The 12876-nt window shown below is 57.2% G+C and carries 14 protein-coding genes; 9 read left to right on the top strand and 5 right to left on the bottom strand.

Annotated features, from left to right (window positions below):
- Positions 1 to 85 precede the first annotated feature (85 nt).
- Together G6L28_RS08415 and G6L28_RS08410 are read left to right on the top strand one after the other, a co-directional pair.
- Entirely contained in the window at positions 86 to 763 is a 678-nt protein-coding gene (locus G6L28_RS08415) for an SDR family oxidoreductase (RefSeq protein WP_174063342.1), read from the top strand.
- Positions 764 to 919: 156 nt separating this feature from the next.
- The gene (locus tag G6L28_RS08410) at positions 920 to 1921 is read left to right on the top strand and encodes a serine hydrolase domain-containing protein (RefSeq protein WP_174063341.1); all 1002 of its coding nucleotides are present in this window, start codon (positions 920 to 922) and stop codon (positions 1919 to 1921) included.
- Here G6L28_RS08410 and G6L28_RS08405 read toward each other — a convergent pair.
- Positions 1918 to 2271: a lysozyme inhibitor LprI family protein gene (locus tag G6L28_RS08405; RefSeq protein WP_174063340.1), complete on the bottom strand. Its 354-nt coding sequence runs from the start codon at positions 2269 to 2271 to the stop codon at positions 1918 to 1920. The two genes, G6L28_RS08410 and G6L28_RS08405, sit on opposite strands and share 4 nt — an antisense overlap.
- Positions 2272 to 2440: 169 nt before the next feature.
- On the opposite strand from G6L28_RS08405, the gene G6L28_RS08400 reads away from it, so the two are divergent.
- Both G6L28_RS08400 and G6L28_RS08395 read left to right on the top strand, forming a co-directional pair.
- Positions 2441 to 3847 (top strand): DegQ family serine endoprotease, encoded by a 1407-nt coding sequence (locus tag G6L28_RS08400; RefSeq protein WP_174063339.1) that lies wholly within the window; start codon positions 2441 to 2443, stop codon positions 3845 to 3847.
- Positions 3844 to 5160 (top strand): replication-associated recombination protein A, encoded by a 1317-nt coding sequence (locus G6L28_RS08395; protein ID WP_174063338.1) that lies wholly within the window; start codon positions 3844 to 3846, stop codon positions 5158 to 5160. The genes G6L28_RS08400 and G6L28_RS08395 overlap by 4 nt, the downstream gene beginning before the upstream one ends.
- Here G6L28_RS08395 and G6L28_RS08390 read toward each other — a convergent pair whose 3' ends face one another.
- The gene (locus G6L28_RS08390; RefSeq protein WP_174063337.1) at positions 5161 to 5478 is read right to left on the bottom strand and encodes a DUF1883 domain-containing protein; all 318 of its coding nucleotides are present in this window, start codon (positions 5476 to 5478) and stop codon (positions 5161 to 5163) included.
- A 318-nt stretch (positions 5479 to 5796) separates the two neighbouring features.
- On the opposite strand from G6L28_RS08390, the gene G6L28_RS08385 reads away from it, so the two are divergent.
- A complete protein-coding gene (locus G6L28_RS08385) occupies positions 5797 to 7614 on the top strand; it encodes a methyl-accepting chemotaxis protein (RefSeq protein ID WP_174063336.1) in 1818 nt (605 codons plus the stop codon).
- A 58-nt stretch (positions 7615 to 7672) separates the two neighbouring features.
- On the opposite strand, the gene G6L28_RS08380 is transcribed toward G6L28_RS08385, so the two are convergent.
- Both G6L28_RS08380 and cobT read right to left on the bottom strand, forming a co-directional pair.
- Complete coding sequence (locus G6L28_RS08380) at positions 7673 to 8092, bottom strand: diacylglycerol kinase (RefSeq protein ID WP_174063335.1); 420 nt, start codon at positions 8090 to 8092, stop codon at positions 7673 to 7675.
- 9 nt (positions 8093 to 8101) lie between these two features.
- Positions 8102 to 9124, bottom strand: coding sequence for a nicotinate-nucleotide--dimethylbenzimidazole phosphoribosyltransferase (gene cobT / locus G6L28_RS08375; RefSeq protein ID WP_174063334.1), 1023 nt, complete (start codon positions 9122 to 9124; stop codon positions 8102 to 8104).
- Positions 9125 to 9293: 169 nt separating this feature from the next.
- Between cobT and G6L28_RS08370 the strand changes: the two genes are divergently transcribed.
- From G6L28_RS08370 to G6L28_RS08360, 3 genes are read left to right on the top strand one after another with little or no spacing between them, the layout of a single operon-like run.
- On the top strand, positions 9294 to 10076 hold the full coding sequence (locus G6L28_RS08370; RefSeq protein ID WP_174063333.1) for an adenosylcobinamide-GDP ribazoletransferase: 783 nt from the start codon (positions 9294 to 9296) through the stop codon (positions 10074 to 10076).
- 19 nt (positions 10077 to 10095) lie between these two features.
- Positions 10096 to 10284 (top strand): DUF1289 domain-containing protein, encoded by a 189-nt coding sequence (locus tag G6L28_RS08365; protein ID WP_174063332.1) that lies wholly within the window; start codon positions 10096 to 10098, stop codon positions 10282 to 10284.
- Entirely contained in the window at positions 10281 to 10988 is a 708-nt protein-coding gene (locus G6L28_RS08360) for a retropepsin-like aspartic protease family protein (RefSeq protein ID WP_174063331.1), read from the top strand. The genes G6L28_RS08365 and G6L28_RS08360 overlap by 4 nt, the downstream gene beginning before the upstream one ends.
- 15 nt (positions 10989 to 11003) lie before the next feature.
- Here the strand turns inward: G6L28_RS08360 and G6L28_RS08355 are convergent, their stop codons facing one another.
- On the bottom strand, positions 11004 to 11585 hold the full coding sequence (locus tag G6L28_RS08355; RefSeq protein ID WP_234902506.1) for a transglutaminase-like cysteine peptidase: 582 nt from the start codon (positions 11583 to 11585) through the stop codon (positions 11004 to 11006).
- 590 nt (positions 11586 to 12175) lie between these two features.
- Here G6L28_RS08355 and G6L28_RS08350 point away from each other — a divergent pair.
- Positions 12176 to 12829 (top strand): hypothetical protein, encoded by a 654-nt coding sequence (locus tag G6L28_RS08350; RefSeq protein ID WP_174063329.1) that lies wholly within the window; start codon positions 12176 to 12178, stop codon positions 12827 to 12829.
- Positions 12830 to 12876 lie beyond the last annotated feature (47 nt).

Here is a 12876-nt window from a genome sequence, read left to right as displayed (position 1 = left end):
ATGCGCCATCAGCACAATTGAAAAATTTGCGCAGGAACTCACAGCCAGTCGAGACGTTCGCGGTTTTCACAAGGGAGACAATGACATGAAGCGTGCAATCGTTACCGGTGGGGCCGGATTGATCGGAGCGGGCATTATCGAGGCGCTTTTGGACGATGGGTGGACGGTGGCTTCCTTTGATATCAAGGAGACCAAAACGAAAGCGCATCACATATTTTGCGATGTCGGCAACGAGACTTCGGTCGCTGCCGCTTTTGATCAGCTCGGATGGAACGGGCTGGAGCTTCTGGTCAACAATGCGGGCATTGCCGGCCCGGTGAACGGGGCGATCCATGAGCTGTCGCTGGCTGACTGGCGCAAGGTCACGGACAGTCATCTGACCGGCGCTTTTCTAATGACCCGGCCCGCCGTACCGCTGATGGGCGAGGGGGCAAGTATCGTTAACATGGTCTCTACCCGCGCTTTTATGTCCGAGCCGGAAACGGAAGCCTATGCCGCTTCCAAGGGCGGCCTCGTCGCGCTGACGCACGCCCTTGCCGTCAGTCTCGGGCCGAAGATCCGTGTCAACGCGATTGCGCCGGGGTGGATCACCAATGAGACCGATCTGAGGAAGAAGGATAACCTTCAGCATCCGGTCGGTCGCGTGGGCAGGCCGAATGACATTGCCGATGCCGTTCTTTACCTTGCTGGCGCAGGTTTCATGACTGGTCAGGTGATGGTGCTCGACGGTGGTATGACGAAGAAAATGATCTACGAGGAATAGATCATTCTTTGAGAAAAGGATTCAGGGGCTTTCGAAGTTGATTCAACGGATCGCGACAAGCGCTTGATCGGAGACTCTAATCTCTTATCCGTTGTTGCGGGTCACAACGTGGTGATGCCGCTTTTTCTCCCCGTGCAACTGCTTAAATAGATCAGCATGAAACGTCGCACCGCACTTGCCCTCATCGCTTCGCTGCCGCTAGTCCCTGTCGCTCGCGCGCAAACGCCAGTCATCGGCACGAGACTTGAACCCATCCTCAAAAACGCTGAATCGCTTGAAAGCCTGAAAGCCGTCATCGTCAGCATTGATGGCAAGGAGGCGGCTTCACATGCTTACAATGGTTCGTCGCTGAACGGCTCAACGAATATCAAGTCGGCCTCGAAATCTGTCATCTCCGCACTCGTCGGAATGGCGATTGATCGGAAGATTTTGGACGGTGCAGATCAACCGATTGGATCTCTATTGCGCGCGGAATTTCCGGATGACGCCGACCCTCGGTTGGAGCGCGTCACCATCGGCAATCTCCTGTCGATGCAATCTGGTCTTGCACGAATGTCCGGCCCGAATTACGGGCGCTGGGTTTCCAGCCGCAACTGGGTGCGTACGGCACTCGGCTCTGGCTTTGCCGGTGAGCCGGGCGGCGGTATGCTCTATTCGACCGGTTCCACGCATCTCCTGTCGGCAATTCTCACAAAGGCTTCCGGTCGCTCGACACTTGCGCTGGCGCGGGATTGGTTCGAGCCGCTAGAGGGTTTTGCTATCGGCGGATGGGAGCGCGATCCGCAGGGCATTTATCTCGGCGGAAACCAGATGGCGATGACAGCGCGATCACTGCTGGCTTTTGGAGAACTTTACAGGCGTGGCGGTGTGACGGCGAAGGGTGAACGTCTGATTTCGCAAAGCTGGATCGAGCAGTCATGGACACGGCGTACGAACTCCGTTTTCAACGGAGACGGTTACGGCTACTGCTGGTTCATCAAGAACATGGCTGGCGAGGAGGTCTTTCATGCTTGGGGTTACGGTGGGCAGATGCTCTATATCGTGCCTGCGAAGAAACTCTCGGTCGTCATGACCTCGCGCGAAGATGCGCCCTCGGCCCGCACGGGCTATCGCGATGAACTGCACGGATTGATGACTAGCATCATCTTCGCTGTTTAAAGCGTGCGGTTGATCTGCTGGAAGGCTTCGCCGAGTTTTATCATGCGCTCATCATAGGCCTTGTTGAGGCATGCAACATCTGCGGCGCAGGTCTGGCGTTGTTTCAGCCAATCGCTCTGCTCGGTTTTCAGGGTGTCGCGCGCGCCCATGGCCATCAGTTGCGTAACGATGTCGAAGGTCGTCGCCATGCGGACGTCCTTGTCGTTCAGCACACGGTTTTCACAAATCGCTTTTTCATCGGCGGCAAGGTCGGTCTTTTCGCAATCGAAACTGGCTGCTCCCACAGGCGAGCCGTGCGAGTATGAAGCAAGAACGATAAGAAAAGCGAGGGTGTGTTTTCTAAACTGCATTTTGGTCTCATTTCAGAATTTTCTCGCCTGATAAATTCTGAAACCACAAAACTTGTTCCATTGAAAGTAAAGCGGGGCCTTACAAAGATGCACGTCATGATATTGCCGCCGTTTGATTTATAGGCTCAGTCGTTATAACTCCATCATATTGATGAAGATGAGGAATCACATGCAGCGCATGTTGAAATATCTGGTCACCGGACTCTTTGCGGCGCTGCTTGTTGCGCCAGTCACCACGCAGGCCCAGGATGCGAAATCCGTGCCTTCCAGTCAGGCCCAAATGCAGCTTTCCTTCGCGCCGCTCGTCAAGCGCACGTCTGGCGCGGTCGTGAATGTCTACGCCGAACGTATCGTCCAGCGACGGGCATCTCCCTTCGCTGGCGATCCCTTCTTCGAACAGTTCTTCGGTCAACAACTGCCGAACCGCACCGAGAAACAATCCTCGCTCGGCTCCGGTGTTATCGTCACCGGCAGCGGTCTGGTGGTGACCAACAATCACGTCATCGACGGCGCCGACGATATCAAGGTTGCGCTGGCTGATGGTCGCGAGTTTTCCTCCAAGGTATTGTTGAAGGATGATCGCGTAGACCTTGCGGTGCTGCAGATCGATGCCAAAGAGGAATTTCCGGTGCTGCCACTGGGCAATTCCGATGCTATCGAAGTGGGCGATCTCGTCCTGGCCATCGGCAACCCGTTTGGTGTCGGACAGACCGTTACGAGCGGTATCGTGTCCGCTCTTGCCCGAAATCAGGTGACGCAGGGCGATTTCGGTTTCTTCATCCAGACGGACGCCTCAATCAACCCCGGCAACTCCGGCGGTGCGTTGACGAACATGGCTGGAGAACTGATCGGCATCAATACGGCGATTTTTTCGCGCGGTGGCGGCTCGAACGGTATCGGCTTTGCCATTCCCGCCAATCTCGTGAAGGTCTTCCTTGCCGCCGCCGAGAAGGGAGACAGCAGCTTTCAGCGGCCTTATGTCGGGGCGACCTTCGATCCTGTCACGTCTGAAGTCGCCGAGGCGCTCGGCCTGAAACGGGCGCGCGGTGCTCTGGTTGTCAGTGTGGTGAGGGGTGGACCGGCGGAAAAGGCTGGCATCGAACCCGGCCAGGTCGTGACGGCGGTCAACGGCATCGAGGTGGAGCACCCGGATGCACTTGGCTACCGCTTGACGACCGCAGGTATCGGCAAATCTGCCAAGATTACCTTGATCGAAAAGGGACAGGAAAAGACCGTTACCATTGCCCTCGATACCGCGCCTGAAACGGCACCTCGGGACGAGCGTCTGCTGGAAGGCCGTAATCCATTCGCAGGGGCAACGGTGGCAAATCTTTCGCCGAAACTGGCGGATGAATTGCGTATGCCTCCGAGCTCCACGGGCGTTGTCATAACGGAAGTCGCGCGTAATTCGCCTGCATCCCGCGTCGGCTTTCAGCCCAAGGACATCATCGTGTCGCTGAACGGATCCGATGTCGATACGACAGAGCATATGGAAACGGCCTTGAAAGACACTCCCGGCTTCTGGCGCGTGGAAATCATCCGCGACGGTCAACGTCTGCGGCAGTTCCTGCGATGAGCGGCGATCTCTTCGCTCCGCAAATTCCTGCGGAGGTCGCCAACCGGCGGCCTCTGGCAGACCGGTTGCGCCCGACGACGCTCTTGCAGGTCACCGGGCAACCGCATTTGACAGGCGAAGAGGGCGTGCTGCGCCGCATGATCGAAAGCGGCTCGCTTGGTTCCATGATTTTCTGGGGGCCACCGGGAACGGGCAAGACGACCGTCGCGCGTCTGCTCTCGGGGGAAGCCGGGCTGGCCTTCGAACAAATCTCGGCGATCTTTTCAGGCGTCGCCGATCTCAAGAAAGTCTTTGAGTCGGCGCGTACCCGCCGGATGAATGGGCGGCAGACGCTGCTGTTTGTGGACGAAATCCATCGCTTCAACCGCGCCCAGCAGGACAGCTTTCTGCCGGTGATGGAGGACGGCACGATTATTCTTGTCGGCGCGACGACTGAAAATCCATCCTTCGAACTCAACGCCGCTCTTCTTTCACGCGCCCGGGTTCTGACCTTCAAACCGCATGACGAAGAGAGCCTTTCGGAGCTGCTAAAACGGGCAGAAGAAACGGAAGGCAGGCCGCTGCCGCTGGATGAGGATGCGCGCGCGTCGCTGATCCGCATGGCGGATGGCGATGGTCGTGCGGTCTTGACGCTGGCGGAGGAGGTGTGGCGTGCCGCGAGAGAAGGCGAGATTTTCGACACCGAAGGCCTGACGCGCATCGTCCAGCGACGGGCTCCTGTCTATGACAAGGGCCAGGATGGCCATTACAATTTGATCTCGGCGCTGCATAAGTCCGTGCGCGGTTCGGACCCGGATGCTGCACTTTATTATCTGGCGCGTATGCTGGATGCGGGTGAAGATCCGCTTTACCTGGGGCGAAGGCTGGTGCGGATGGCGGTGGAGGATATCGGCCTGGCCGATCCGCAGGCGCTGGTCATCTGCAACGCGGCCAAAGATGCGTATGATTATCTTGGTTCACCGGAGGGAGAGCTGGCGCTGGCGCAGGCCTGCGTCTATCTCGCCACCGCGCCGAAGTCCAACGCGGTCTACACGGCTTACAAAAGCGCGATGCGGGCAGCAAAGGAAAATGGCTCGCTGCTGCCGCCGAAGCACATTCTGAACGCTCCAACAAAGCTCATGAAGGGCGAGGGGTATGGGGATGGCTACCGTTACGATCACGATGAGCCGGATGCGTTTTCAGGGCAGGATTATTTCCCGGAAAAGATGGGTCGCACCACCTTTTACGATCCGCCGGATCGCGGCTTCGAGCGCGATATACGCAAGCGGTTGGACTGGTGGGCGAAGCTGCGCCGGGAGCGAAACGGTCACTGATCAGGATGCTTTGCGCAAAGGCTGCGCTATGGCTGCCTTCGCGGGCAGCATCTTTACTGCCGATTCCGCCAGTCCGTTATGGCCTTCCTCATCCACGATGAGATGCCACAGGCCCGTTTCGGGTATCGCCAGACGGATCGGCGATTTCTTCGCCACGCCGCCGAGATATTTGAAATCCAGCATTTCCGTAAACCGCTGGAAGTTCCCCGCCGTCATCAAGCGCACATTGTTGACTGCATTCAAAGAGACCTCGATCACGGTGCCGCTGCGCAGTTGCTTCAGGTCGTAATGCGTAAAGCGGAAGGTCGGCTTCGCCATGGTGCGCCTCTTCACTGATTGAATATGGCCCATAACGATAAACCCGTATCATTAACGCTTGTTTATCGAAAACGGGTCTCGCCATCATCTCAAGCAACGATCCTTTTTATTCCAAAGATCGCCAGTTATGAAATTGACGTATTTCAACTCTGTGTGTCTTTACACTTTTCCTGATGTCTTAATTCCATCCCATGACTATAAAAAACACGTATTAGTTTATAACTTTAATTTTAGTTTCGACTAATTATAATTTATCCATAATAAAGCTTTTCATTTTATGCTGTCTTGGTGTCTTAACAAAATAAAGTGGTCACCGGGATGAAACATTTAACGATTTCAATGCGCCTTTATGCGCTCGTCGCTTTGTTTCTTGTGATAATGGCGGCTGCTCTTACGTCTAGTCTGTTTAACAGTTACCAGGGGATGGAGCGGGAACGTAAAACTGGACTTGAATCGATGACCCTCACGAGCATCGGTATTCTTGACCAATATTATCGTATGGAGCAAAACGGCACTCTGACGCGGGAGGCGGCGCAGCAGCAGGCCAAGGCAACCATTGCCGCCATGCGCTACGATAATGGCAACGGCTATTTCTGGATCAACGATATGGGTCCGAAGATGGTCATGCATCCGATCAAGCCTGAGCTGAACGGCAACGACCTCACCCAGAACAAAGACCCGAACGGCAAACATCTGTTCGTGGAGTTCGTCAATACGGTGAAAGCGAGCGGCAAGGGCTATGTCGATTACTACTGGCCGAAGCCCGGCTCGCCGGACCCTGTCGAGAAGTTCTCCTATGTCGCTGGTTTTGCTCCATGGGGTTGGGTGGTCGGCACAGGCGTCTATACAGATGACCTAAAGGCTGCATTCTGGAAGGCCGCTGCCTGGATGGCTGGTATTTGTCTCGTCAGTGCATTCGTGGTGCTTGCGGCTGGCACTTTCGTCGTGCGCAGCGTCACACTGCCCATCGTCGCTCTGAAGGGCAGCATGCGCAAGATCGCGGACGGCAATGGTCATGCGGACGTTCCCTTCACGGATCGCCGCAACGAAATCGGAGCGATGGCGCAGACGCTGCTCGTTCTGCGCAACTCGGTCAACGAGCGCAGCCAGTTGCAACAGCGTGAAGCCGAACAGCAGCATGCTTTCGAAGAAACCCGTCGCGGTAACGAAGAAGCGATGCGGTCGGCTTCCGACCGACAGGCCAATGCTATGGACCAGCTTGCCCATGCGCTTGAAGGTCTGGCAAGGGGCGACCTTACCGTTCAGGTTCGGGACATCGGAGCCGATTACGACAAGCTGCGCAATGACTTCAACAGCGCAATCGGCGCGTTGCACGATGTGATCGAGGGTATTGCCCGCACAAGCCATGTCGTCAACGATAGTGCATCCGATATCAGCGAGGCGACCGGAAATCTTTCCCGCCGCACTGAACAGCAGGCTGCCGCACTGGAAGAGACCGCTGCCGCGCTGGAGGAAATCACCGCTACCGTTCGCACGGCATCCGACCGAGCCAACGAGGCACGCCAGATGGTGACCGAAACGAAGGACAGCGCGGGCCGCTCTGGCGACATCGTTCGCAACGCCGTAGAGGCGATGAGCCGGATCGAGGAGTCGTCTGCTAAGATTGGCCAGATCATCGGTGTTATCGACGAGATTGCGTTCCAGACGAACCTGCTTGCTCTCAACGCAGGTGTCGAAGCCGCAAGGGCAGGGGAAGCTGGTCGTGGGTTTGCCGTCGTCGCACAGGAAGTTCGCGAGCTCGCTCAGCGATCAGCCAATGCGGCGAAGGAGATCAAGTCGCTGATCAACAGCTCTGCCGAACACGTGAATGGCGGCGTTTCGCTCGTTCGTTCGACCGGTACGGCGCTGGAAGAGATCGTTGCTCTCGTCAACCGCGTGGACGGCCATGTGAACGGCATCGCCACTGCGGCGCGTGAACAGGCAACGGGTCTTCAGGAGATCAACACCTCCGTCAATCACATGGACCAGATGACGCAGCAGAACGCGGCGATGGTCGAAGAAACCACAGCTGCGAGCCAGACGCTAGCGGAGGAAAGCAGGCAGCTGCGTTCGCTTCTGTCCCGCTTCAAGCTGGGTGGGGCCGCTGCACCTCAGGCACTATCACGCGCGGCGTAAACGGCATTCGAATGCTTTATCAGGGCGTCGCTTGCGGCGCCCTTTTTTGTTTCACCGTTCAGATTGGCGCTGCTGCGAAGAACAGCGTGGAAATCAGCGAATAGAGCACGAAGCCGCCATTCGCCAGAAGCAGACAGAAGACGGCGAAAGAGCCGAGATCTTTTGCATTCCGGGCGGCACTGGAAAATTCCGGTGAAACGCGATCGACAATTTCCTCGATGGCGGTGTTGAGCGCCTCGACGCAGAATAGCAGCAACATCAGCACGACGAAGATGAGGTAGTGGGCAAAGGGGACGCCGACGAGGCCAAGGATCATCAATCCTGCTCCGAACGCCAGAACCTCATGCCTGAAAGCCGCCTCTTTCCAAAGACGCTCGAACCCCTGCATCGAATAGCGTGCCGCAGCGAACAGATGCTTGAAGCCGGTTTCCTTGCGGAAGACTGGCTCCGGCGGCAGTCTGTTAGGAAGGTCGTCCATTGGCATCCCTCACTGTGCGGTGCCGATATCGACACCGGCCTGCGCGAAGGTTGCCATGCCGGAATGGCAGGCGGCAGCAGCCTTGACGATGCCTGCCGCAAGCGCAGCACCAGTGCCTTCGCCCAGCCGCATGCCGAGCGCGAGAAGAGGCGTTTTGCCGAGCTTTTCAACGGCAGCCATATGACCCGGTTCGCCGGAGACATGGCCGATGAGGCAATGGTCGAGTGCCGCAGGATTTGCAGCCTTTAGAAGCGCCGCGGCCGCGGTCGCAACGTAACCATCGATCAGCACCGGAATTTTCTCGACGCGGGCGGCAAGGATCGCGCCCGCCATGGCAGCGATTTCACGGCCACCGAGGCGACGCATGATTTCCAGCGGATCGGACAGATGGTCCTTGTGGAATTCGACCGCGGCTTTCACGGCTGCGATCTTGCGCGCCATGACCTCACCTTCAGAGCCGGTGCCGGGACCGGTCCAGTCTTCCGCAGAGCCGCCATACAGCGCCAGATTGATGGCGGCTGCAACGGTGGTGTTGCCGATGCCCATTTCTCCGATGCACAGGAGATCAGTGCCACCGGCAATCGCTTCCATGCCGAAAGCCATGGTCGCTGCGCAATCGCGCTCCGAAAGGGCATCTTCACAGGTGATGTCGCCGGTTGGGTAATCGAGCGCCAGATCGAAAATCTTCAAGCCGAGATCGTGCGCGACGCAAATCTGGTTGATTGCTGCGCCTCCAGCGGCAAAGTTTTCCACCATCTGCTGCGTGACCGAAGACGGGTAGGGCGTTACGCCATTGCGGGTGACGCCGTGGTTTCCAGCGAAGATCGCCACCAGCGGACGGTTGACCGCAGGTGCGCGACCGGACCACGCCGCCAGCCACATGGCGATTTCCTCGAGGCGTCCGAGCGAACCCTTCGGCTTTGTCAGTTGCGCGTTGCGCTCCTTCGCGGCAACCAGCGCGTAGGTGTCCGGGCCGGGCAGGTCGCGCAGCAGGGTGCGAAAATCGTCGAAGGGCAATCCGCTCATGCTCATGATATCGGTCTTTCTGGTGCAGCCGGACGCTTGTGTTTTCCGGCAAATCGGTCTTTGTTGCGCTTCTCATAATAGGGGATGCGCGGGGGAACAACCTCTAAAGCATATCGCAAGCCATGTGCCGTGGTTTTGCGTCGCTTAAAGCATTGCCGGGGCAACGGGAGAAACCATGAAGCAAGGCGATTTTCTGACGGATGTCATGCGCGCACTCGGCTTCCTCAGTCGCATTCCCGTAAATGATATCTTTTTCGAAAATCACGATAGCACTATGACCAGAACCGCTGGGGTATTCCCGGTTGCCGGTGTCATGATTACACTGCCATCAGCGCTCCTGATTTTCCTTCTGGGCCAATATGGTGCCGACCCGCTTCTATCCGCAACCATAGCTGTCGGCGCATCGATTGCCCTGACCGGCGCATTACACGAGGACGGACTGGCAGATACCGCCGACGGCTTCGGTGGTGGACGAAGCAAGGAGCGCGCTCTGGAGATCATGAAGGACAGCCGTATCGGCACCTATGGGGCGGTGGCACTCTGTTTTTCTTTTCTCATTCGTGCAGCAGCATTGGCCGTACTTATTCGCGAGCTTTCGCCTGTGGCAGCGGCTTGCTGCATGGTTGCCGTCGCTTGCTTGAGCCGTGGCGCCATGGTCTGGCATTGGCAGGCGCTTCCTGGTGCAAGAGAGGCCGGGGTTGCTGCATCCGCCGGTCAGCCCGGAGAAGCAGAACGCAACCGTGCGCTCATAATCGCAGCCGTGATGAGCCTGCTCCTGACACTTCCGGCTCTGCCCGTTTTGCCGGTGGTGATCGCGCTCGCTGCCCCCTTGCTGGCGACTTACATTTTCAATCGTCTTTGCCTTCGCAGGATCGAAGGGCATACCGGAGACACGATCGGCGCTACACAGCAGATCACGGAGATCGTGATGTTTGTCGCACTTGCTCTCATAGCGTGAACCACAGATATAGAGAGACATGGAAACACCCTGCATTCACGTCTGCCTGCTTGATGACGATACCGGCCTCTGCGTCGGTTGCCATAGATCCATACAGGAGATCATGGGTTGGGCTGCCTATAGCGATGCCGAGCGGCAAAAAATCATGCTCGACCTCCCAGGCCGCATGAATGCCCAATGTCACCATTCGGAGAATGTCTCGGCATGAGCAAGCTGACTTTCGTGCTTCTGTTCCTCGGCATCGGCCTCGTATTGCTTGTCATCAACCACGATAGCGGCCAGACCTTCGGCATCAGTAACGAGCAATTCGGGCAAGCACTATATCTGCTACCAATAGCAGGGCTGCTGTCCGTCGGCATACTGGCAGGCAACCGCGGCGGCTTTGCAACGGTCTTACGGCAGATGGCGATCTGGCTAGTCATTATATTGGGTCTGGTTTCAGCCTATCTCTACCGCTACGACTTTCAGCAATTTGGTGACCGCCTCATCGCGGGTTTGATGCCCGGGCGCGCGGTTGTCGTCACCACGCAAGGGGGCGAGCAGGAAGTCGTGCTCAGCAAATCGATGAGCGGGCACTTCGAGACCAACGCCATGATCAACGGTGCGGAAGTGCATATGCTGGTCGATACGGGTGCAAGTTCGGTGGTGCTCTCGCATGCGGATGCGGAAACCGTGGGCATAAGCCCGGATAATCTAAGCTACACGGTGTCGGTGATGACCGCCAACGGGCGCACATCGGCGGCACCGGTCCGGCTTTCGGAAATCGCAATCGGACCTATCGTCCGGCGCAATATTTCGGCTCTGGTCACGCAGGATGGTCAACTGGATCAGAGCCTGCTCGGTATGACCTTCATTTCGACGCTGGGGTCGATGCAAATGCAAACTGACGAGCTGAGATTGCGCGACCGATAAGGCCGCGCAACGACGTCAGATTTCGTTGAACTGTTTTGCGCGAGGGCCAGCCAGAACGACTTCCCATGCGGCCTTGTTCTCGTATTTCTGTCGAGCAAGATAGGTGTAGCCCGTGGTTTCCCAGGATCTGATGGAGTTGGTCAGATTGTCGAGCACATATTCGCCATCGGCTATCTTAACCAGCAAAACCGCGTGGTTGTTTCCGGCTCGATCCAGCACGACGGAGATGGACATTCTGTTCGCGGGGAACCCGGCATCCAGAAGCGCTTTGGTCTTGGCGATGGCGTAATCTTCGCAATCACCTCGCCCGTCCTTCGGAAGCGCCCAGTAGCTGGCCCGGCCGTAAACGACACGATCTTCCACAGGGCGAATGGAGGAATTCATTTTCCGATTGACGTTCTTGATAAGAGCAAGAGCGTTTTCATCGGAAATCTTCGATCCTCCTTTAGAGGAACAGAGCCAACCGTAGCGCTGGCAGGCGGAGGAAAAACCTTCCGGTGAAGCAATGGAACGCGTGGCGGGCAATTCGCCAGCAAAAGAAAAAGCGCCAAACGACGCCGCGCCCAGAAGAGCGAATGCCAAAACAGATAGTTTCATGAATACGTCAGTTCCTTCAAGGTAGCCTGAAAGCATATCTTGCTTCAGGTCGAGTTCACCCTGCCCACTTCATTCATTTACAATACGGCATCCAAAACAGGTGACCCGACGAACCGTCGTACTCGAACTAAAAAGCACCTTTAAAATACGCCAACGCTCACCTAATGGCATGATTAGCCCAAAATTTCAAAAAAAAATTAACGTAGCCCCTTGGGATGTGTGCCAAATCGGGAAAATTTGCGAATGCAACAAATATCCGGCGGGCAAAAATCGACACCTTGAATGTGACGAAAAGCAACTAAAATTAGAAAATAATGCTCGTAAATGGATAATGCTTTCGAATAGTATCCACGCGAATCTAGCTATTAATAATTATAGTCAAGTCTATAGTACGAAATAATCACAGTATATAAGTATATTGTGGATAACTTTCCCTTAATGTAGCCTCCAAAATGCGGTCATGAACTGCCAATAAGGGAGGAAATCCAATGAGCAGTAAGATAACAACTGTGTTTTCGTGTATTGCAATCTTGCTCTCCAGCACCGCGCTGGCATCAGCACAAACCACGCGTCCCGAACGATGCGAGCGAATGAGGCCTGGGACTCTGGAGTGGACACTTCTCTGCCGGCCGACTGCGACAATAGCGTCTTTCGATGAAAACCGCGGTGGAGACAACGACAGAGGGGACAATCCGAACCCTGGTAATCCTGGCGGAGGCACCAATCCCGGCGGCGGTGGTAATCCTGGCGGCGGAAACAACGGCGGTGGCGGTGGCCACGGCGGTGGCGGTCATGGTGGCGGCGGCCATGGCGGCGGAGGCCATGGCGGCGGAGGTCATGGTGGTGGCGGTCACGGTGGCGGCGGTCACGGTGGCGGCGGTCACGGCGGTGGCGGCCATGGTGGCGGCGGACACGGCGGTGGAGGCCACGGCGGCGGCGGTCACGGTGGTGGAGGCCACGGCGGCGGCGGTCACGGCGGTGGCGGCCATGAAGGCGGCGGCCACGGTGGTGGAGGCCACGGCGGCGGAGGCCACGGCGGTGGAGGCCACGGCGGTGGCGGCCATGAAGGCGGCGGCTACGGTGGCGGAGGTCACAGCGGTGGCGGCCATGGTGGTGGCGGCCATGGCGGTGGAGGCCATGGTGGTGGCCATGGCGGGGGCGGCCATGGTGGTGGTCACGGCGGCGGCTACGGTGGTGGCGACGACGATGGTGGCGGACGCGGTAATGATAACAGCGACGATTAAAATCGTCTCAACAGAGAAAAACTGGCAGCCTCACAGCTGCCAGTTTT

The organism is Agrobacterium larrymoorei (assembly GCF_013322225.1).
Lineage (GTDB): Bacteria > Pseudomonadota > Alphaproteobacteria > Rhizobiales > Rhizobiaceae > Agrobacterium > Agrobacterium larrymoorei_A.
This window is presented reverse-complemented; position numbering and strand designations above follow the sequence as displayed.

Bases quoted from the DNA above. Each gene is read 5' to 3' on its own strand.
- G6L28_RS08415 (WP_174063342.1), top strand. From the start codon at position 86: ATGAAGCGTGCAATCGTTACCGGTGGGGCCGGATTGATCGGAGCGGGC.
- G6L28_RS08410 (WP_174063341.1), top strand. From the start codon at position 920: ATGAAACGTCGCACCGCACTTGCCCTCATCGCTTCGCTGCCGCTAGTC.
- G6L28_RS08405 (WP_174063340.1), bottom strand. From the start codon at position 2,271: ATGCAGTTTAGAAAACACACCCTCGCTTTTCTTATCGTTCTTGCTTCA.
- G6L28_RS08400 (WP_174063339.1), top strand. From the start codon at position 2,441: ATGCAGCGCATGTTGAAATATCTGGTCACCGGACTCTTTGCGGCGCTG.
- G6L28_RS08395 (WP_174063338.1), top strand. From the start codon at position 3,844: ATGAGCGGCGATCTCTTCGCTCCGCAAATTCCTGCGGAGGTCGCCAAC.
- G6L28_RS08390 (WP_174063337.1), bottom strand. From the start codon at position 5,478: ATGGCGAAGCCGACCTTCCGCTTTACGCATTACGACCTGAAGCAACTG.
- G6L28_RS08385 (WP_174063336.1), top strand. From the start codon at position 5,797: ATGAAACATTTAACGATTTCAATGCGCCTTTATGCGCTCGTCGCTTTG.
- G6L28_RS08380 (WP_174063335.1), bottom strand. From the start codon at position 8,092: ATGGACGACCTTCCTAACAGACTGCCGCCGGAGCCAGTCTTCCGCAAG.
- cobT (WP_174063334.1), bottom strand. From the start codon at position 9,124: ATGAGCATGAGCGGATTGCCCTTCGACGATTTTCGCACCCTGCTGCGC.
- G6L28_RS08370 (WP_174063333.1), top strand. From the start codon at position 9,294: ATGAAGCAAGGCGATTTTCTGACGGATGTCATGCGCGCACTCGGCTTC.
- G6L28_RS08365 (WP_174063332.1), top strand. From the start codon at position 10,096: ATGGAAACACCCTGCATTCACGTCTGCCTGCTTGATGACGATACCGGC.
- G6L28_RS08360 (WP_174063331.1), top strand. From the start codon at position 10,281: ATGAGCAAGCTGACTTTCGTGCTTCTGTTCCTCGGCATCGGCCTCGTA.
- G6L28_RS08355 (WP_234902506.1), bottom strand. From the start codon at position 11,585: ATGAAACTATCTGTTTTGGCATTCGCTCTTCTGGGCGCGGCGTCGTTT.
- G6L28_RS08350 (WP_174063329.1), top strand. From the start codon at position 12,176: ATGAGGCCTGGGACTCTGGAGTGGACACTTCTCTGCCGGCCGACTGCG.